This is a genomic window from Marinobacter sp. L-80 (assembly GCF_056859395.1).
Genome location: NZ_JBSXOI010000070.1, coordinates 39,582 through 59,732, shown reverse-complemented (window position 1 = coordinate 59,732; position 20,151 = coordinate 39,582). Strand labels below are relative to the sequence as shown.

Sequence of the window (20,151 nt, the reverse complement as noted above, 5' to 3'; positions counted from 1 at the left end):
GTGGTGACAATGGCAGGAACATCACCCTGACCGCCTGAAACCCGAAAAAACAAACTTGCCAATTTCTTGAAGAGGCCGGGAGCCAGAAAATGAAGAACAGAGCCGGAAGACTCAGTATGGGACAGGGAGGCAACAAGCTGGTTGCCGGCCTGATCGCCGCGCTGATCGCACTCACTATCCTGCTCGTTGTGGTGCTGTTCGTTATCAATGCAGACAGCCAGAACGATCAGGAATACATCGCCAACACCGCCGAACTGAGAGTGCTCTCTCAGGAGATTGCGAAGAACGCGACCGAGGCTGCCGGCGGTACCGCCGAGGCCTTCAACCAGCTGCGCCGCTCCCGTGACGAATTCCAGCAGCTCTGGACCAACGTAACCGAGGGTAACCCGGAAACCGGTCTGCCGCCGAGTGAACTGGCCCAGCAGAGTGGCGTTCAGGAAAACTGGAATACCGTGCGGGAAAACGCCGACAGCATCCTCTCCACCCAGGATGCGGTGCTCGGTCTCCACGAGGTTGCCCGGACTCTGAACGAAACCATTCCGCAGCTGCAGGTTGAGTACGACGATATCGTACAGATCCTGCTCGACAACGACGCACCCGCCGAACAGATCGCACTGGCGCAGCGTCAGTCACTCCTGGCGGAGCGGATTGTTCGCTCGGTTAATAACGTACTCTCCGGTGACGAAGACGCGGTTATCGCCGCGGACCGTTTCGGTCGTGACGCGAGCCTGTTCGGCCGAGTGCTCGAAGGCCAGCTGAACGGCAACCCTGCCATGGGGATCTCTCAGGTAAATGACGAAGACGCCATCTACGGTCTCGAAGCTGTCGATGAGCTGTTCCAGTTCGTCTCCCAGAACGTAGACGCAATCCTTGAAGCCTCTCCCGACCTCTTCAAGGTTCGTACTGCTGCCAGCGACATCTTCCAGAATTCCGAGAACCTGCTTTCCGAACTGTCTGTACTGGCCGAGAACTTCCGGACCCAGTCCGGCTCACGTCTGGTCAGCCCTACCCTGGCCTTCGCGATCCTGGCCGCCATGGTTGCCATTGTTGTGTTTATCGGTCTGGCCCTGTACCGCGAAGCCCAGGCCCGACTGGCTACTACGCAAGAGCAGAACGAACAGAACCAGAACGCGATCCTGCGACTGCTGGACGAGCTGGCCGACCTGGCTGATGGTGACTTGACCACCGAGGCCACGGTAACCGAAGACTTCACCGGTGCCATCGCCGACTCCATCAACTACGCGATCGACCAGATGCGCGGACTGGTACAGGCGATTCGTGGTACTGCCGTACGGGTAGCGTCAGCGGCTCAGGAAACCCAGGCCACTGCGATGCATCTTGCCGATGCTTCCGAGCACCAGGCCCAGGAAATCGCCGGCGCCTCCGCCGCGGTGAACGAGATGGCCGTGTCCATCGACCAGGTATCCTCGAACGCTGCCGAGTCCTCCGCGGTTGCGGAGCGGTCGGTTGCGATCGCCAAGAAAGGCGCGGAAGTGGTACAGAATACCATCCGCGGCATGGACAACATCCGTGAGCAGATTCAGGAAACCTCCAAACGGATCAAGCGTCTGGGTGAATCTTCCCAGGAAATCGGTGACATCGTATCCCTGATCAACGACATCGCCGACCAGACCAACATCCTGTCCCTGAACGCGGCGATCCAGGCCTCCATGGCCGGTGACGCTGGCCGGGGCTTCGCGGTTGTTGCGGACGAAGTACAGCGACTGGCGGAACGCTCCTCTGCAGCGACCAAGCAGATTGAAGCGCTGGTTAAGACGATCCAGTCGGATACCAACGAAGCCGTTATCTCCATGGAACACACCACCGCCGAGGTGGTCCGTGGTGCACGTCTGGCTCAGGACGCGGGTATCGCCCTCGAGGAAATCGAGAACGTATCCATGTCTCTGGCGGAACTGATCCAGAACATCTCCAACGCCGCACGTCAGCAGTCTTCTTCGGCGGCGCACATTTCCAACACCATGAACGTTATCCAGGAAATCACGTCCCAGACGTCTTCCGGTACCAACGCGACTGCGAAGTCTATCGGTAACCTGGCAGAAATGGCGTCCGAGCTTCGGTCCTCCGTTGCCGGCTTCACTCTGCCGGAAGAAGACGTGGCTGATTACGAGGAAGAGGAAGACAGCGACGTTCCGGTGGTGGGCTGATTTCCGTTCCAGGGCTGTTGACGGTTTATGGCGCAAATGCATAACAACCTGTCACCTGCCGAGGGCATCTGGTCACTGCGTCGACTCCCGGATATGGACGAGGCGCAGTTCAGCCAGTGGCAAACCCTGCTGGAACACCGAACCGGGATCACCCTGTCGTCCGAGCGCCGTTCGTTTCTGGAAACGAACCTTGGCATCCGGATGCGGGAAATCGGCTGCAGCAGCTATCAGGCCTATTACGAAAAGATCGTATCCGGGCCGGATGCGATCAGGGAATGGTCAACGCTGGTGGACCGGCTCACTGTCCAGGAAACCCGGTTCTTCCGGGATCCCGACGCTTTCCGGCTGGTATCCGACTATGTCCTGACACGGCCGCGGGAACAGCTGAAAAAGCGCCCCCTGGAGGCCTGGAGTGTCGGATGCTCCACCGGGGAAGAGCCCTACACCCTGGCCATGGTGCTGAATGAATGCATGGAGCAGCTGGCATTGCAGCCTCTGTTCGGTGTCACCGGCTCTGATATCAGCAAGCCGGTGATCGAGAAGGCCCGGAACGGTCAGTTCAATCCCCGCAAACTGCTGGGAATGGACGAGGAAATGAAAGCACGGTATTTCCGCCCGGCCGAGCGGAACACCGTAGAAATCGTGAACAGCATCCGCGACAGGGTGTGCTTTACCAGACTGAATGTTCTGGACCTGGATAAAGCACCCATGCACGGGATGAACATTATCTTCTGCCAGAATCTGCTGATTTATTTCCGTCGCTGGCGCCGGCGGGAAATTGTCAAGCGACTTGCAGAGCGGCTGGCGCCCGGGGGGTTGCTGGTACTGGGCCAGGGAGAGCTGACCGACTGGCAGCCTCCAGGGTTACAGAGAGTCCCCTCGGAACATGTGCTGGCGTGGATCAAACGCCAGACTGACGAAGAATAACCGGAGTGGTTATGGGCAATCACCATGACAGCATCGCCCTCGACTGGGTTCGGGGAGAGATACAGGACACGCTGACCCAGGGTCAGCATGCACTGGAAGCGTATGTCGAGAATCGTGACGACACCGCGCGCCTGCGCTTCTGCCTGAATTATCTCCATCAGGTACATGGCACCCTGCAAATGGTCGAGCTCTACGGTGCAGCCCTGCTCACCGAGGAGATGGAAAAGCTCACCCAGGCCGTACTCAACGAAACCGTTGCCAATACCGACGAAGCCGTTGAAGTCCTGATGCAGGCCATCCTGCAGTTGCCCCAGTACCTCGAGCATCTGGCCAGCAGCCAGGACGATTTTCCGATGGTGCTGCTGCCACTGCTTAACGACCTCCGTGCCGCCCGTGGCGAATCCCTGCTGTCTGATACCTCACTGTTCAAACCGGATCTGGCCCCCTCACGCATCACTGTGACCGGTAAGGTATCCCAGCGCCTGCAGGACCCGACGGTTCTGGGCCACATCCGCAAGCTGCGTCAGATGTACCAGTTCGCATTGGCCGGTGTTATCCGGGAAGCGGATCTCGATGCCCATTTCGAGTACATGCAGAAGGTGATCCAGCGACTGATCCGCTTGTGCCAGAAGACGCCCCGGGGCGAGCTCTGGAAAGCAGCCAGTGCGTTCGTGGAAACACTGCAGGCACACGTCAATCCGGTGAATGCGGCGGTGAAATCCCTGCTTCGGGAACTGGACAGTGAAATCCGCCGACTGACCGACGAGCATGCGGACATTCTCCAGCAACCGGCTCCGGAAGCACTGCTTAAACACCTGCTCTACTACGTGGCCCGGGCCCGGGATCTGGATTCGCCCCAGGTCAATGCCCTGCGGGATGCCTATCAGCTGAACCAGGCACTGCCTTCGGAAGACGATGTTGATGCCGCCCGAACCCGTGTCTCCGGCCCCGGCAGGGACGCCATCCATTCCGTTGTCGGCGCGCTCAATGAAGAGCTGGCGAAACTGAAGGATCAGCTGGATCTGTTTGTCCGCTCAGAGCTCCGCCAGAACAGTGAGCTTGACGACCTGTTACCGGGTCTGCGCCAAGTGGCCAATACCCTGGCTGTACTGGGTCTGGGCATACCGCGGAAAGTGATCACCGAGCAGGTCGAACTGGTTGAGAAACTCAGCGCCCAGGCCGAGCTGGTTGACGATGGCACGCTGATGGATATCGCCGGCGCACTGCTTTACGTCGAAGCCAGTCTCGCCGGCCTGGACAGCGAAGGTCAGCAGGAGTCGTCCGCTGACGAAACCTCCGATACACCGATTAACCTTGGCTCCCGGGAACTGGGCGAGGCCAGCGGCGCGTTGCTGCGGGAATCACGGAACACTCTGGAGCAGGTGAAATCCGCCATCGTCAATTTCATTGCCTCGCAATGGGATACCCGGGAAATCGAGCATGTCCCCGGCCTGCTGCACAGCATTCGCGGCGGCCTCAGCCTGATTCCGCTGGACCGGGTTGCAAGCATGCTGGCCTCGGCAGAGCGCTACATCAGCGATGTGCTGCTGGACGGCAAGCAGGTTCCTGACTGGAAGCAGCTCGACATCCTGGCCGATGCGGTTACCAGCATCGAGTATTACCTGGAGCGCCTCGCTGAGGGGATTGGTGAAAACGATTCGATTCTGCGGGTGGCCGAGGACAGTCTCGCTTCCCTCGGCTTCCCGGTCGGGGCTGAGCCCACCTGGACTGAAACCACGGCCCATGAAGAGACCGTCGCTGAACCGTCTTACGAGCAGGACGAAGCCAGCGTTTCGACCGCCCCGGAAGAGGCCAAAAGCTCGGATTCGGAGCTCCTGGACGACGAAATTCTTGGCATTTTCGTTGAGGAAGCCGAAGAGGTTCTCGAGACCATTCATGAATTCTATCCCCGTCTGCGCCAGAATCACGACGACCGTGAGGCTCTGACCGAAGTTCGTCGTGCTTTCCATACGCTCAAGGGCAGCGGACGACTTGTGGGCGCGACCAGTATCGGCGAACTGGCATGGTCTGTGGAAAACCTGCTGAATCGGGTGATCGATCAGACCATTCGCCCCACCGAAGACATGTTCACCCTGGTGGACGAGGTCAATGCCCGCATTCCGTCACTGATCCGTGAATTCAAGGACGGCCAGACCGCAGGCGACGTGGAGGAGCTCATCAACCGGGCCGAGGCCATGGCAACCACCCGTCGCACCGACGACGATGCCGTGACGGCGCAGGACATTCCCGAGGTCGAAGACACCGTCGCCGACTCGGGAGAAGAAGAGCAGGAAACCCCGGAATCCATCGTTGAAGAAGCCACCGTTGAGGCCGTGTCGGATGAGTCCGCCGATGACGATGACCTGATTGACGATGAAATACTTGAAATATTCGTCGAAGAAGCCGGTGAGGTGCTGGACACCATTCGCGAATACCTGCCAATGCTTTTGCGCCAGCACGATGACCGTAGCGCTCTGTCAGAAGTTCGCCGTGCCTTCCACACGCTGAAAGGCAGTGGCCGTATGGTCGGCGCGCTGGTTGTTGGCGAATTGGCCTGGTCCGTGGAAAACATGCTGAACCGCGTTATCGACGGCAGCATCTTCATGAACGATGACATCGCCAGTCTTCTGGAGGATGTCACTGCCAGCCTGCCGGCCCTGGTCGACGATTTCGAGAAGCGCCGTGCGGCTTCCTTCGATACCGCCAACCTCGAAGCCCGCGCCAACGCCCTGGCCAGCGGTGAGATTCCCGATGCCAGCATGATGCCGGCGGCCGGATCGGACGGCTCCGAAACCGTAGCGGAAGATGAGATCACCGCTGCAGGCGCAGAGATCGAGACGACTGAAGAGGATGCGGTCGACCCGGTATTGCTGGATATTTTTGAAAGTGAAACCGAGACCCATCTGCAGACGCTGAAGGATTTCCTGTCAGCAGCCGGAGACAAGACCACGGTTACCTACACCGATGATCTTTCCCGGGCCCTGCATACACTCAAAGGCAGCGCCCATACCGCCGGCATCGCACCCATTGCTGCTGTAATCACACCACTGGAACGCTTCGTCAAGGAATCCCGGGCACAGAACAAGCGGGCCAACCGCGACGTGCTCTCGCTGATCGAATCCGCCTGCGATTTCCTGACCCAGGGCCTGGCCCAGATCCGTGAAAATCCACAGGCCTCGCTGCCGGGCACCGAAGCCTTCCTCGAGAAGCTGGACCAACTGACGGAAGAGACACTCCGCGGCCACAGCGAGGAAGCTCCGCGCCAGCATCCGCAGCAGGCACCGTCACGGCTGGTTCAGTTGTTCCTGAACGAAGGCCTCGACATCGTTCTGGATGCTGACCGGATTCTCGACCACTGGGCGGACAATCCCGGCGAGATGGAGTCGTTGAACCCGTTGCGTTCCGAGCTGGAGCAGTTGACCTCCGGCGCCTCAGAAGCCGGGCTCAGCGACGTTGCCGCGCTCTCAAGCGCGTTGAAAGACACCTACGACGAAGCCGCCAGACACGATGAAGCGCCGGACGAAACCTTTTTCGAGACCGTTCGGGCAGCTCACGAACAGCTGATCAACATGATGGATCAGGTGGCTGCCGGGCTTGCCACGGAATCCAGCGACGACATGGTTACCGCGCTCGAAAACCTGAAACGGGCTCCGAGCACAGAAATCCAGGAGCCCGACGCCTTCGAGCAGGAATTCACCGGTGAACTCGAGGAAATCGATCTCAGCTTTGAGATGGATGAAACCGAAGTACCGGCAAATGAAGAACCAGCGGCGGCCGAACAACCGCCGCTGCCGGAAATGTCCGAATCCGATGATGACATGGACGAAGAGCTTGCGGAGATCTTCCTGGAAGAGGCCCGCGACCTCATCGACAGCACCGCCGAAGCGCTGCAGAGCTGGAGCGAAAATACCGGAAACCTGGATATCCTTCGGTTGCTGCAGCGGGATCTGCATACCCTTAAGGGTGGTGCACGCCTGGCCGACATTCCTGCCGTAGGCGATCTTTCCCACGAGTTGGAAAACCTGTTTGAGGGACTGACCGAGCAGCGGCTATCGATCAATGATGAGCTCTCAGATCTGCTGTTCCGCTGCCACGATCGGCTTGCGGGCATGGTCGAGAACCTTGAAGCCAAGGAGCCACCGCGCCCTGCGCCGGATCTGATTGGCGAAATCCAGGCGTACATCGACAGCGCCACCGGAACACGCCCGGTCACCAATGTTGCGAGCCCTGAAGAAGAAGCAGAACCGGATTTCAACGACGAAGAGCAGGCCCCGCTCCCGGAAGTCGAGGAACCCGTCGATTCCGATTCAGAAACCGCGGAAACCGGCGAGGTGGAAGACGGTGTTGCCGATCTCTCGCACCTGGATCCGGAGCTGGTCGGCATTTTCCTGGAAGAAGCCTACGACCTGATCAACTCTACCGGCAGCGCCCTGCACACCTGGACCGAAGACCCGTCGGACCGGAGCATTGCCGCGGAACTGCAACGGGATGTTCACACGCTCAAGGGTGGCGCCCGGATGGCTGGCGTTGAGGCCATTGGCGACCTGACCCACGTGCTCGAAGACCTGTTTGAAAAGGTTGCGGAGGGGCAGCTGGAAGCCAGCGACGCCATGAACGACCTCTTGTTCGCCTGCCATGACCGGCTGGCGCAAATGGTTGAGCAGGTGGCGACGCAGAAGCCTTGCCCACCGGCGGAGGAGCTGGTCGCTCGCGTCCAGTCCATCCTTCGGGGCGAGTCGGCGCCGTCCGAGGAGTCAGCAGAGGCCCCCGACCTCAGCGAGACTCTGACACAGGCCAGCGATGATGACCTGATCGGCATCTTCCTGGACGAAGGCCTGGAAATCTACGACGCCATCAGTGAGTGTCTTGACCAGTGGCGCGAGGAACCGGAGGAACTGACCGGACTGACCCAGCTGCAGCAGGAACTGCATACCCTCAAGGGTGGCGCACGGCTTTCTGACGTCGATCCGATTGCCAACCTGGCAGAAGCCTGGTCCGACGCTCTGGATCCCCTCATCTCCGGGTCCAATAACCAGAAGACGTTGCTGAAGCTCAGCGACCGGGCATTGGGCAGCCTGAAGACCATGCTCAACAGCCTGGAACAGGGCAGCAAGCCCGAGCCGGATGCGGACCTGATTGAGGACTTCCGGGTGGCCCACGAAGTGGCCGCCGAAGAGACCGCTGCTCCCCGAGAAGAGTCCCAACAGGAAGCGATCGACCCGGAAGTACTGGAAATCTTCCTGGAGGAAGCCGGTGAAATCATGGACCAGCTGGAGCAGCTGCTCGATGACTGGCGCAAGGAGCCGGCAAACCACACCTTCAACCAGGAAGCCCAGCGTGCATTGCATACGTTGAAAGGCGGCGCTCGCCTCTCCCAGCTGACCCAGCTTGGGGACAGGGCCCACGCCTTTGAGACACGTCTGATCGACCTTGGCGGCAATGCCCCGGATGAGTCCCAGTGGCAGGCCATTACCGAAGATCACGACGCCATCATCTCCCTGGTTGCCGAGATTCGTAAGGGTTATGAGTCCGGCATGGGTGTGTCCTCGGCAAAGGCCGAACAGCCTGCGCCAGCCCCGGCCGCGCCGAAACCGAAAAAGCCTGAAGAGCCGACGCCTCCCGCCCAGGCAGAAAAACCGGTAGCACCGGCACCCAAGCCCGGGAAATCGCCGGCCAAGGTTCGCAAACAGGCGGCCGAGGCACAGCGGGCGGCCCAGGAGACCATTCGGGTGTCCGCGCCGCTTTTGGATGAGCTGGTCAATCTGGCGGGTGAAACCAGTATTACCCGTGGCCGGCTTGAGCAGCAGACCAGCGATTTTGGCCATACCCTGGACGAAATGGCCGCAACCATCGAGCGTCTGCGTGAGCAGCTACGCCGGATGGAAATCGAGACCGAAGCCCAGATCCTGTTCAGTGCCGAGAAAGAACACGGACCGGATTACGGCGACGACTTCGACCCGCTGGAGATGGACCGCTACTCCTCCATCCAGCAGCTGTCCCGGGCTCTGACCGAGTCCTCCTCGGACCTTGCAGACCTGCGGGAAACCCTGTCTGACCGGGTACGGGACACTGAAACCCTGCTGGTGCAGCAGTCCCGGATCAACACGGAACTCCAGGAGGGTCTTATGAAGACCCGGATGATTCCGTTCGCCTCCATGGTGCCCCGTCTACGGCGCATCGTTCGCCAGATCAGCGGCGAACTTGGCAAGAAAGTCGACTTCGATGTCCGCAACGCCGAAGGCGAAATGGACCGGAACATCCTGGAGCGCATGATCGCGCCCCTGGAGCACATGCTCCGGAACGCCCTGGACCATGGCATTGAAAGCCCGGCGGACCGTAAGCAAGCCGGCAAGCCGGAGACCGGCGAAGTCACACTGTCACTGACCCGCGAAGGTGGCGACGTTGTCCTGAGGATGATCGACGATGGCGCCGGCATTCCCTCTTCGGTCATTCGCGACAAGGCGATCCGTCAGGGCATGCTGCGGGAAGACGAGGATCTGTCCGAGCGGGAAATCCTCCAGTTTATCCTGCAACCCGGCTTCTCCACCGCCCAGCAGGTGACCCAGATTTCCGGCCGCGGCGTGGGCATGGACGTCGTTGCCAGCGAGATCAAACAGCTCGGCGGCAGCCTCGACATCGATTCCGCCGTTGGCCGCGGAACCACCTTCACGGTTCGCCTGCCGTTCACGGTTTCCGTCAACCGGGCACTGATGGTGTCCACCGGCGAGGATTTCTACGCGATCCCGCTGAACACCATCGAGGGTATTGTCCGGGTCAGCACCTACGAGCTTGAGGAATACTACAAGCCGGACGCGCCGATGTACGAATATGCTGGCCAGGAATACCGGCTCCAGTATCTGGGCAGCCTGCTGAACAGCGATCACCATCCGAAGCTGCAGGGGCAGGCCCTGCCGCTGCCGGTGATCCTGGTGCGCGGCGCTGAGCAGCCCATGGCCCTGCAGGTGGACAACCTGATGGGCAGCCGGGAGATCGTTGTTAAATCCCTTGGCCCGCAATTCAGTTCGGTGCGCGGTGTGTCTGGTGCCACCATCCTGGGTGACGGGAACGTGGTGGTGATTCTCGACCTGCCTGCGATGATCCGTTCCGACATCCTGTCCGAGCGCCAGCGCCTGGCCAATCTCGAGAAAGCCCGCGAGTCTGCACGGTACGAGGAGCAGGCTACCGTGGTCATGGTGGTGGACGACTCGGTTACCGTACGGAAGGTTACCTCACGACTGCTGGAGCGCAACGGCATGGAAGTCATCACTGCCAAAGACGGCCTGGACGCGGTCGCACAACTGCAGGATCACAAACCGGACATCATCCTGCTGGATATCGAAATGCCGAGGATGGATGGTTTCGAAGTTGCCAGCTTCGTGCGCCACGACGACAGCCTGCGGGAAATTCCGATCTGCATGATCACCTCACGGACCGGCGAGAAACACCGAGAACGCGCGCTGGCTATTGGTGTGAACGAGTATCTCGGCAAGCCGTTCCAGGAAACCGAGTTGCTTGAGACTATTGAGCGGCTGACCGGACGTCAGTGATGGCCGGCCAGACTGGCCGGCCAAGGGTCGGGATCGTCTCGGATGTGGTTCTGCAGCGACACCGACTGCAGGCCGCGACATCAAAGTTCGGTCTGGAGGTGCGTTTTTCCGGGGATCCCGAGCGTTTGCTGGGCTACCCGGAGTTCCCGGATGCCAGCCTCTGGCTGGTTACCCTCGAAGACGAGGCAGATCACCCGTTACTGTTCGATCACCTGCTTGAAAATACCGACGCACCGGTACTGTTCGGATTGGATGAAGCACCCAAGCCGGGAAGTACCGAGTATTTTCGCTGGGAACGACGTTTACTGGGCAAACTTGAGCAGCAACTGGGACACCTGGAAGAGCTGGACTCAGAAGCCACTCTGGCAGAACTGGAGCAGGAAACGCCGGCACCAGCACCATCGCCTGGACTGCCTCACTGGATAACGCCTGCCGTACCCGGTTCGGTGGCCGAGGAAGTCTGGATTCTGGGCGCTTCACTGGGAGGGCCGGCGGCGGTTAAGACATTTCTGGACCACCTGCCGCCGAACCTGCCCGTGGGTTTCATCTACGCCCAGCACATAGATGGGAACTTCACAGAGGTTCTTACGCGGGTACTGGGTCGCCACGCCCATTACCAGCTCAAGCGAGCCGAGGAAGGCTATCGGGTCAAGAATGGTGATGTGGTGCTGATGCCCGTGGAGCACGAATGGAAACTGAACGAGCAGGGAGCCCTGACGGAAACCAGCAATGCCTGGCCGGGGCCCTATGGCCCTTCCATTGATCAGGTCCTGCTCAACGTCGCGGATCATTACGGCCAGCGCTGCCATGCTATTCTTTTTTCCGGCATGGGTAATGATGGCGCTATTGCAGCGCCTTTACTGAAAGCCTACGGTAGCCGGATCTGGGTCCAGGAGAGCACAAGCTGCGGCAACAGCTCTATGCCCGAATCCGTCGCCGCCACCGGTTGCAGCGGTTTCTGTGGCACCCCGGAGCAGCTGGCACGGGAACTGGTAAAAACCATCGAAGAATCCTGCCTGCTCAAGAGCCGGCAGAAACGGGACTCCGCCTGAGGTAACACGCAATGAATGACAACAGCCAATCCCTCTCCTGCGTCATGATTCCCATGAGCGGACGGCAACTGTTGCTGCCCAACGTCTCGATTGCGGAAGTGGTCGACTATGCCAGCGCTGATGCCGGCGCGAACACGCCGGAATGGCTGGTTGGCTACCTTGACTGGCGGGGCCTGCAACTTCCGGTGATTTCATACGACGCGGCCAACGGCGGCGCCCTCACCGTTCCGGGCGATAATCGGGGCCGCATCGTGGTCCTCAACACCATTGGCGATCACCACAAGGAAGTCCCGTTTATGGCACTGGTTACCCAGGGCATTCCCAGCCAGGCCCGTTTGGCGGAAGACCAGGTCAGGAAGCTGGAGGGTGAACCGGGGCCGGCGGATCTGATGCAGGTCGAGGTTGAAGGTGAGCATGCCTGGATTCCGAATCTGGAATTTCTGGAATCCCTGGTTGTAAAGTCCCGACACTGACCCGTGCCACTGCCGGACATGGCAGACAGCCCTGCAAATGTTATAATGTTTCAAATTTTGCAGGATTGCGACCATGTCTGCCCGTGCTATTCCCTACCGGCCTCACAACCACGATGCCTGTGTCAGTCAGGCCCTGACTGACGCCCGGACCATTTGCCAGCGGCGGAATGCCCGACTGACGCCCATCCGGGAACGGGTTCTGGAACTGATCTGGCAGTCCCACAAGCCGCTGGGCGCCTACGACGTGCTGGCGGAACTGTCGTCCGATGGTCATAACGCTGCGCCGCCCACCGTTTACCGCGCACTGGATTTCCTTCAGCAGCATGGGCTGGTGCACCGCATCGCGTCGCTCAACGCCTTTATCGGCTGTACCCACGCGGGTGAAAGCCACACCGGCATGTTTCTGATCTGTCGCGCCTGCGGCAATGTGCTCGAACTGACCGCTCCAGAGGTTTCAACAGAGGTTCGTAAAGCCGCATCCGGCGAAGGCTTCTGGGCCGAGACCACGACGCTTGAAATTGCCGGCCTTTGTCCCCGATGCAAGTCGGAGCCGGGCCATGACTGATCCTCTGGTCACCCTGGAGAACCTCACTGTCCGGTTTGACGAACGCCCCGTGGTTGATCAGGTCAACCTGAAGATTCACCGTGGCGACATCATCACCATCATTGGTCCAAACGGGGCAGGAAAGACGACACTGATCAAGGCCGTACTGGGCATCCAGAAAGTGTCTGAGGGTCAGGTGTCCCTGAAAAAGAACCTGGTGATCGGGTACGTCCCGCAGCATCTGACGCTGGAGGCCACACTGCCCCTGAGCGTTAAACGGTTCATGCTGCTCAGCGGCCGATCCCTCGCGGAATGTGAGTCTGCCCTTGCCCGCACCGGCGTCGGACACCTGCTGCATTCCTCTGTACACCACCTCTCCGGGGGAGAGAAGCAGAGGCTGTTGCTGGCTCGGGCCCTGGCCCGCAAACCGGACCTTCTGGTCCTTGATGAGCCCGCCCAGGGCGTCGACATCAATGGCCAGGCGTCATTGTATGATCTGATACGCCAGTTAAGGGATGACCTGAACTGCGGTGTTATCATGATCTCCCACGACTTGCACCTGGTCATGGCAGCAACCGACAAGGTTATCTGCCTGAATCAGCATGTCTGCTGCAGCGGTTACCCTGCGGACATCTCCCACGACCCGGCTTTCATCGAGACATTCGGTCGCCCCGTGGCAGAGTCCCTCGCGGTCTATCACCATCACCACAACCACAGCCACGATCTGCACGGGGATGTTGTCGAGGGCGAACACACGGAGTGTGACCATGCCCATCATTGACGCGATTCTGGACGATTTCTTCTGGCGCGCCCTGATCGGTGGACTCGGCGTGGCCCTGGTAGCGGGGCCATTGGGCTGTTTCGTGGTCTGGCGACGAATGGCCTATTTTGGCGATACCCTTGCACACTCGGCGCTGCTCGGCATCGCCCTGAGCTTCCTGATCAGCGTGCCGCTGAACCTCGGTGTGATCATCACCTGTGTGGTGCTGGCCATGGCGCTGGTACTCCTGTCACGGACCCGGACTCTGGCAACCGATACCCTGCTGGGCATACTGGCCCACAGCGCCCTGGCCATAGGCCTGGTAACCCTGAGCTTCATGCCGGATGTCCGCGTCGATCTGACCGGCCTTCTGTTCGGGGATCTGCTGGCCATGAGCCGTGAAGACCTGCTGTGGATCTACGGCGGCGCGGCACTGATCATTATCCTACTTGCCGTGCTCTGGCAGGGGTTGCTGATGAGCACGATTCACGAAGAACTCGCCCGGGTGGAGGGTGTTGCCGTAGAGCGGCTTCGCCTGGTTCTGATGCTGATGTTCTCACTGGTCATCGCGGTAGCCATGAAAATCGTCGGCGTGCTGCTGATTACCGCACTGCTGATCATTCCTGCGGCAACCGCCAGGCGCCTGGCCCACAATCCGGAAATCATGGCAGCCATGGCCGTCGGATTCGGGTTTGTCGCGGTGAGCGGCGGTCTGAGTCTGTCCTGGCACCTGGACACACCGGCCGGCCCTTCCGTTGTTGTCACGGCTTTTGCCGTATTCCTGCTGGTCTACGGCGCAGCTGGCAAAGTCCGGACCTGAGCATTTCCCTCTCTTCATGAGCTGGACTAGAGTATAGGAGTAACGTCGGTCTGTTCTGAGGGTACAGACCCAGCCGCAAAGGACGCCCGGCATGGAAAGCTCGACTCCAGCCCGTTTCCGCAGACCGGTCTTATGGCCAGGAATCTGGATTCCCCTGCTTCTGGTCGCCGCCGGCCTGCTGGTAACCGGAATTACTGCAAACATTGAAGCGCGTCGGGCCATGGCGCTTGCCGAAGCGCGATATCACGCCCAGCATCAGGCCCTGGTGAATCATCTGCTGGCCAACGTTCCGGACCAGTCGATGGTGGGCGACCACAACCAACCCGTGTCGGCCTGGCTCCAGGCCCTGTTCAGTGACACCCTGCCGGATTCTCTCGGACTGCGCATCGACACCCTCGAACGACATACCAAGATGCCGCTGTTGGAACTGGGCACCAACGGTTCGGTGGACCCGACACGGGCGCTGCGTACCGAAGTTTCGCCAATGGATCAGAACTGGATACTCACGACCGTGCCGTCTCCAGAGGGACTTGAAGCGGTCGCCCAAGCCTCCCGACGAACCGTCTGGATCGCCGGTGCAGCCCTGTCGGTGTTCGCGGCCGCCCTCACCCTGGTGCTGAACCGACGGCTACACCGGCAAACACTTCACATTCGTGGTCTGGAACAGAGAGAAATTGGTGCTGACCATCAGATCGCCAACTTTCAGGTCGAAAAATCGATACTTCGGCGGGCACTGAACGATAGTGAGCAACGGAGCCGGGATCTGGTGGCCCTGTCCGGTGCGGTCATATGGGAACTGGACGAAAGAGGCAGGATCGGTTTTGTTTCACCGCAAATCGCCGAACTTCTGGACCAGGCACCCGCTGACCTGGTCAACCAGCCCCTGGAGGAACTTGTTGCACCGGCGTCCCGGGACAATTTCCGGCGAGCTCTCGCAGCCGCCCGCAGTGACAGTTCCATTGAACGCGTTGATCTTTCCCTGGTCCATCGTGACCAGGAGACGGAGATTCCAGTAGTACTCAGGGTTCGGGCGCTGAAAGACCCGGTTCACGGCCTCTCGGGCTTCAGGGTGAGTACCCTGCAGCGAATGGCGCTCTACTCGAGCGCTTTGTGACTGCCATCGCAGAGAGGGGCGTTACCGGTTTGCTTGCACCCGCAGAACCACACCCACTCTTTCTTCTCCGCCTCGTATTTGATCGGGGTTATCCCGGTCCCCTTGTGGGAACCGTCACAGAATGGCTGGCTACTACTGCGGCCACAGGCACACCAGAAGTAGTTCTTGCCCGCCTCAACCATCACAGAGAACGGTGTCTTGCTGGCGACCACCGGTTTTTCATCCGACATAACATATCCCCCGATTCGTGACTTTACTGCACCAGTATAGTCACTCTTTCGGAAGCCCTGTGTTCAGAGCGGCCTGATGACATCGGGCAGGCGCCGGGTTTCGGTGAGTTCCATAAACTCATCGCCAAGGCGATCACTCTCGGCAATCGCCGAACGCCAGGCCCGTTCCCGGCCGGCATCGTCACCGGCATAGCGCTCGAAATCCTTCCGGTCCGGGAGCTTGCGGTCAGGCAGGGACTCCAGATAGCTTCTTGATGGCGCAACCAGCAGCACGTCCTGCAACCGGGAGGCGTCGCCCCGCCGCCAGGGCAGGGACTTGTCGAACCAGCCGGGAACCACCTTATCGGTGAAATGCGGGTAGAGCACCACGCCAGGCTGCTGGTAAGGCAGATCCAGGTGGTAGTCCAGCAAACCACCGTCTCGATAGACACCCTCGGGCGCGCCGGGGATATTGCGGACACCGGCCATCACCAGGGGAATGGACGCAGAAGCCAGAAGGGCAGGCAGCAGGTTCTCGCGGGATAACGCCACTTCGTGACTCGGGAAATCCACCAGCTTCGCCAAAGGCGCTTTCAGGCGGGCGTCGTGGATGATGCCCCGCTCCATGAACCTGCCCAGATGACGACGACTGACCATGTTGGCGCTGATCGCGCCCATAAGGCCGAGCCCCAGCCGGCCCCGGGCGTCTTCCGCCAGCATGCCAAGGCTGCGAACGACCACAACGTTCAGTCGGTACCATGGGTGGTTCAGAATGGCGTCTTCCCGCCCACCGAGCAGCTCTTCCAGAAACAGCACGCTCTTGCGGCTCACTTCCTCAGCGCTGACACCCTTGGCAAAGCGTTGTGCGGTATAAAGTTCCGCCAGCCGGGCAAGCTGGGCTTTCGGGTCATCGGAGGAAGCCACGGCGGCAAAACGCCAGCTGCCGATCGACGAGCCGATCAATGATCGCTCCTGGGGAACCCTTGGCAACCAGTCACCGAAAATGGCTTTATCCAGGCCACTTATTCCCAGAGCCTTGGGGCCACCGGCAGCACCCGGAATGACATGCACATCCTCGGGCGACAGCGGCGTTTCCCTGAGGCGCTGCATCGCGCGCCGGCCTGCCCGGATCGTCAGAGCCGGTTCTCGGATGTGAATAGCAGTCATAGGATGGTCCCTGGGCGTGTCCCTGAATCAGTCCCGCGGAGTTTAACGAAGTGGACAAGGCGCGGCCAACTGAACAAAACTAATGGTGGTCATAAACGGCGCTGTCTGCTTCATTAAATGAACGGCCATGCTAGACTTCAAGACTGTCCCGGCACCGGACGCGGGCGGATAGGACTCAGACAGCAGGAGTATGCTGTGAATTTTTCGGTACCACCCTCCACCCTTGCCACCAACCCGACACTCGCGGTGCTGGGGTTCAAGCGCCAGTTGGTCTATCACCTGCATTTCTGGGCATTTATCGCCGTAGCGCCCCTGGTTCTGGTGCAATGGCAGCAATCCCATTATCTGCTTTCCGCGGTACTGGTCCTGTTCTGCACGAACGCCCTTCTGGTTATCGCATTCCTGAGGTTCCGGGGCACCTACTTCCTCAAAGGCCGTCTGTTTCCACTGCTCGCCGTGGTCAGTGCCGCCTACTCGACACACATCAATGGCCATGCCGGCCTTTACTGGGCCTACCCGGCTGCCACGGCCCTGTTCTTTTTACTACCGCTCAGGGAGGCGATTGGAAGCAACATTGTTTTCGTTGTTGTTATGGCCGTCGTGTCCTTTTTACGATTTCCCGAGGCCGACTTCTGGCGGATAACCTTTTCGCTGGGTCTCACGTGCCTGTTTGCCATGATTTTCGCCTCGCTGGTGGGCAAGCTTCAGCAGGAACTCACGCGACTGGCAACCACCGATCCCCTGACCGGCTGTCTGAACCGTTCGCAACTGGCTGACATCCTCAACGGTCAGATTCAGATGCGGGAGCGGTATGAGCGGGTCTCCAGCCTGATTCTGCTGGACCTTGACTACTTCAAGACGATCAACGATCAGTGGGGTCATCTGGCCGGCGACAAGGTGCTCACGGAAATGGCACTGCGCCTGAGATCCCGCCTGCGCGAGAGCGATCAGCTGTTCCGGATTGGTGGTGAGGAGTTCATGATCGTTCTGCCGGAAACCCGCCAGAAAGATGCCGATGTGCTGGCGAATCAGCTTTTGACCAGCATCAGCGCACGGCCATTCCAGGAAGATATCAAGGTAACCGCCAGTGCCAGTGTCGCCGAGGTCAGCAAGGGTGAGACCTGGTCAGTCTGGCTGAACCGGGCGGACCAGGCGCTTTACGAAGCAAAATCCCGGGGTCGCAACCAGGTCGTCAACGCGGCCCGGCCGCTACCGGTTGTAGGCCGGGGTGCCGAGGATATGCCCGATTCCGCATCGGGCTAAGGAAAGCCCGCCCCGGGGGTTATCCCTCGCAGCGCTTGCGAAACTCCCGATAGGCACTGAAAACTTCCCAGGGGCACTCCAGATGGGGGTAGTGCCCGATATTCCTGAGGGTGACCACATCACCATCGGGCATCAGTTCCCTGTAGCGTCTGACCATGCCGGCACCCGAGACCGGATCGGCGGTACCCGAAATCAATCGCATCGGCTGCGTTGCCTTCTGCAGCGCGCCAACCCACCGGTTGCGGTGACAGCGTCGTTCTTCCATGAACTGGATCAGATGATGCAGGATGCCCCGGCCGTTGTTGTAGGTCAGCAGGTGCCAGAAATCCTCCATATCCTGTCGATCAGGCGGATTCTGGCTTCCGAATAACCGGCGGAAGTTTCGCTCGAAACTGCGTCGGGTCAGGCCTCGGCTGATCAGCCCGCCAAAGGGGCTCCCCAGCAGCTTCTGAATAAGCAGGGGATTGTGGACCTCGGGGAAAAGGGCGCCGTTGAGGAAACAGACACTCGCAATCCGGAATGGCAGCAGGTCCTCTTGCTCCCTCGCCAGAAGCTCCTGGGCAACACTGCACCCGTAGTCATGAACCAGAAGGTGCACGGACGGCAGACCCAGACCCTCAATCCAGCCCTGAAACAGATCCGCCTGGTCTTCAATGCTGTAATCGTAATCGGCGGGTTTATCGGAAAAGCCAAAGCCCAGCATGTCCAGGGCCAGCACGTTGTGCTGCTGAATCAGCATCGGCCAGAGTCGATTCCAGTCCCAGCTGGCAGTGGGAAATCCATGGATCAGCACCAGCGGTTCTCCCGAGCCTGCCATCCGGCTGAAGATGGCATGTCCCTCGAAACTGAACCACTTACCTCCATGTTGCCACCCTTCCAGGGTGCCTTCCTCGCGCCCCGCGGCGGAAACCCCACCAACGGTCGGCATCACCTCATCCATGCATTGTCCCCGACGAACATTGATAGCCTGAAACTGTAGAACAAACCGGCCGCCACTGCCATAGCCCCACCGCCCATACCATTGGGCGTGGCGGCCAAAGTGGTCTTTTCCGACGATGCCTGCGTAAAGCGTAGAGATGGCGGGCAAATTGCCTTAAGCTTTGGCCCTCGTAAGACACTGCTAACCGGAAAAGACTATGAGTAAACTCCTTGACGACCTCTCAGGGCACTTCCGTGCCATCATCGATGGCCTGGGCGAAGACCCGGATCGCGAGGGTCTGCAAGACACTCCAATGCGCGCGGCCAAGGCCATGCAGTTCCTCACGTGCGGGTACCAGCAGGACCTTGGCGACCTGGTGAACAATGCGGTATTCGAATCGGCCATGGATGAAATGGTCGTGGTTCAGGATATCGAACTCTACAGCATGTGTGAGCACCATATGCTGCCGTTCATCGGCAAGTGCCACATTGCCTACCTGCCCGCTGGCAAGGTACTGGGCCTGTCCAAGTTTGCCCGCATCGTCGACATGTACGCCCGCCGTCTGCAGATCCAGGAAAACCTGACCCGACAGATTGCCGAAGCTGTTGAGAGCGTCACGGGCGCCAAGGGCGTGGCCGTTGTCATCGAAGCCCAGCACATGTGCATGATGATGCGGGGCGTGGAGAAACAGAATTCCCGCATGAAAACCTCGATGATGCTGGGGCAGTTCCGCAAATCCCAGGCAACCCGCACAGAGTTTCTGACGCTGATCAGTAACAATCGCTGAACTATCTGACCCGAGGGAGGGCGCATGACAGACGTCAACGGGAATCACCTGGCAAAAGTCCGCATCAAGGATCTTCTTCTCAGGGCCTACATCGGCATCAAGGAAGAGGAAATCAATAATCAGCAGGACGTGTTGATCAACGTTGCGCTGACTTATGATGCGACGGAAGCCGTAAACCAGAACGAAATCTCCGCCGCCCTCAACTATCGAACCATCACAAAGCAGATCATTCACCATGTGGATGGCAATCGCTTCGCCCTGCTTGAGCGTCTGACCCACGAGGTCCTGACCATCGTCATGGAGCATGAAGCGGTACAGTGGGCCGAGGTGGAAATCGACAAGCCTCACGCGCTACGCTACGCGGAGTCCGTGTCTGTCTGTCTGCAGGCACACCGTTAATCCAG

The 20,151-nt window shown here is 59.8% G+C and carries 15 protein-coding genes; 12 read left to right on the top strand and 3 right to left on the bottom strand.

The genetic code is table 11. The features are described 5' to 3' along the window. The first annotated feature begins 89 nt into the window (after positions 1–89). The 9 genes from AC13E3_RS13370 (at position 90) to AC13E3_RS13330 (ending at position 15,402) form a co-directional block, all read left to right on the top strand. Positions 90–2,165: a methyl-accepting chemotaxis protein gene (locus AC13E3_RS13370; RefSeq protein WP_482902123.1), complete on the top strand. Its 2,076-nt coding sequence runs from the start codon at positions 90–92 to the stop codon at positions 2,163–2,165. Between the two features lie 27 nt (positions 2,166–2,192). Further along, positions 2,193–3,092: a CheR family methyltransferase gene (locus AC13E3_RS13365; protein WP_039881965.1), complete on the top strand. Its 900-nt coding sequence runs from the start codon at positions 2,193–2,195 to the stop codon at positions 3,090–3,092. Between the two features lie 11 nt (positions 3,093–3,103). After that, positions 3,104–10,639: a hybrid sensor histidine kinase/response regulator gene (locus AC13E3_RS13360; protein WP_482902122.1), complete on the top strand. Its 7,536-nt coding sequence runs from the start codon at positions 3,104–3,106 to the stop codon at positions 10,637–10,639. Then, on the top strand, positions 10,639–11,691 hold the full coding sequence (locus tag AC13E3_RS13355; protein ID WP_482902121.1) for a chemotaxis protein CheB: 1,053 nt from the start codon (positions 10,639–10,641) through the stop codon (positions 11,689–11,691). Before AC13E3_RS13360 ends, AC13E3_RS13355 begins: the two co-directional genes overlap by 1 nt. A gap of 11 nt (positions 11,692–11,702) precedes the next feature. Then, positions 11,703–12,164, top strand: coding sequence for a chemotaxis protein CheW (locus AC13E3_RS13350; protein ID WP_008172769.1), 462 nt, complete (start codon positions 11,703–11,705; stop codon positions 12,162–12,164). A gap of 73 nt (positions 12,165–12,237) precedes the next feature. Further along, positions 12,238–12,729, top strand: coding sequence for a Fur family transcriptional regulator (locus tag AC13E3_RS13345; protein ID WP_286801154.1), 492 nt, complete (start codon positions 12,238–12,240; stop codon positions 12,727–12,729). After that, positions 12,722–13,489: a zinc ABC transporter ATP-binding protein ZnuC gene (gene znuC / locus AC13E3_RS13340; protein WP_286801155.1), complete on the top strand. Its 768-nt coding sequence runs from the start codon at positions 12,722–12,724 to the stop codon at positions 13,487–13,489. The genes AC13E3_RS13345 and znuC overlap by 8 nt, the downstream gene beginning before the upstream one ends. Beyond that, the gene (gene znuB / locus AC13E3_RS13335; protein WP_008172766.1) at positions 13,476–14,288 is read left to right on the top strand and encodes a zinc ABC transporter permease subunit ZnuB; all 813 of its coding nucleotides are present in this window, start codon (positions 13,476–13,478) and stop codon (positions 14,286–14,288) included. Before znuC ends, znuB begins: the two co-directional genes overlap by 14 nt. Before the next feature lie 91 nt (positions 14,289–14,379). Further along, complete coding sequence (locus tag AC13E3_RS13330; protein ID WP_008172765.1) at positions 14,380–15,402, top strand: PAS domain-containing protein; 1,023 nt, start codon at positions 14,380–14,382, stop codon at positions 15,400–15,402. Here AC13E3_RS13330 and AC13E3_RS13325 read toward each other — a convergent pair. Together AC13E3_RS13325 and AC13E3_RS13320 are read right to left on the bottom strand one after the other, a co-directional pair. Beyond that, complete coding sequence (locus AC13E3_RS13325; RefSeq protein ID WP_092030765.1) at positions 15,384–15,632, bottom strand: CDGSH iron-sulfur domain-containing protein; 249 nt, start codon at positions 15,630–15,632, stop codon at positions 15,384–15,386. The two genes, AC13E3_RS13330 and AC13E3_RS13325, sit on opposite strands and share 19 nt — an antisense overlap. Positions 15,633–15,695: 63 nt before the next feature. Further along, positions 15,696–16,778: a patatin-like phospholipase family protein gene (locus tag AC13E3_RS13320; RefSeq protein WP_273070362.1), complete on the bottom strand. Its 1,083-nt coding sequence runs from the start codon at positions 16,776–16,778 to the stop codon at positions 15,696–15,698. Positions 16,779–16,973: 195 nt separating this feature from the next. On the opposite strand from AC13E3_RS13320, the gene AC13E3_RS13315 reads away from it, so the two are divergent. Beyond that, entirely contained in the window at positions 16,974–18,041 is a 1,068-nt protein-coding gene (locus AC13E3_RS13315) for a GGDEF domain-containing protein (protein WP_482902120.1), read from the top strand. Positions 18,042–18,060: 19 nt separating this feature from the next. Here the strand turns inward: AC13E3_RS13315 and AC13E3_RS13310 are convergent, their stop codons facing one another. Beyond that, positions 18,061–18,981 carry an alpha/beta fold hydrolase gene (locus tag AC13E3_RS13310; protein ID WP_008172759.1) on the bottom strand — a complete coding sequence of 307 codons (921 nt, stop codon included), beginning with the start codon at positions 18,979–18,981 and terminating at the stop codon, positions 18,061–18,063. A gap of 196 nt (positions 18,982–19,177) precedes the next feature. Between AC13E3_RS13310 and folE the strand changes: the two genes are divergently transcribed. Next, positions 19,178–19,747, top strand: a complete 570-nt coding sequence (folE, locus tag AC13E3_RS13305; RefSeq protein WP_008172758.1) for a GTP cyclohydrolase I FolE — start codon at positions 19,178–19,180, stop codon at positions 19,745–19,747. A gap of 24 nt (positions 19,748–19,771) precedes the next feature. Beyond that, positions 19,772–20,146 carry a dihydroneopterin triphosphate 2'-epimerase gene (folX, locus tag AC13E3_RS13300; protein ID WP_008172757.1) on the top strand — a complete coding sequence of 125 codons (375 nt, stop codon included), beginning with the start codon at positions 19,772–19,774 and terminating at the stop codon, positions 20,144–20,146. Positions 20,147–20,151 lie beyond the last annotated feature (5 nt).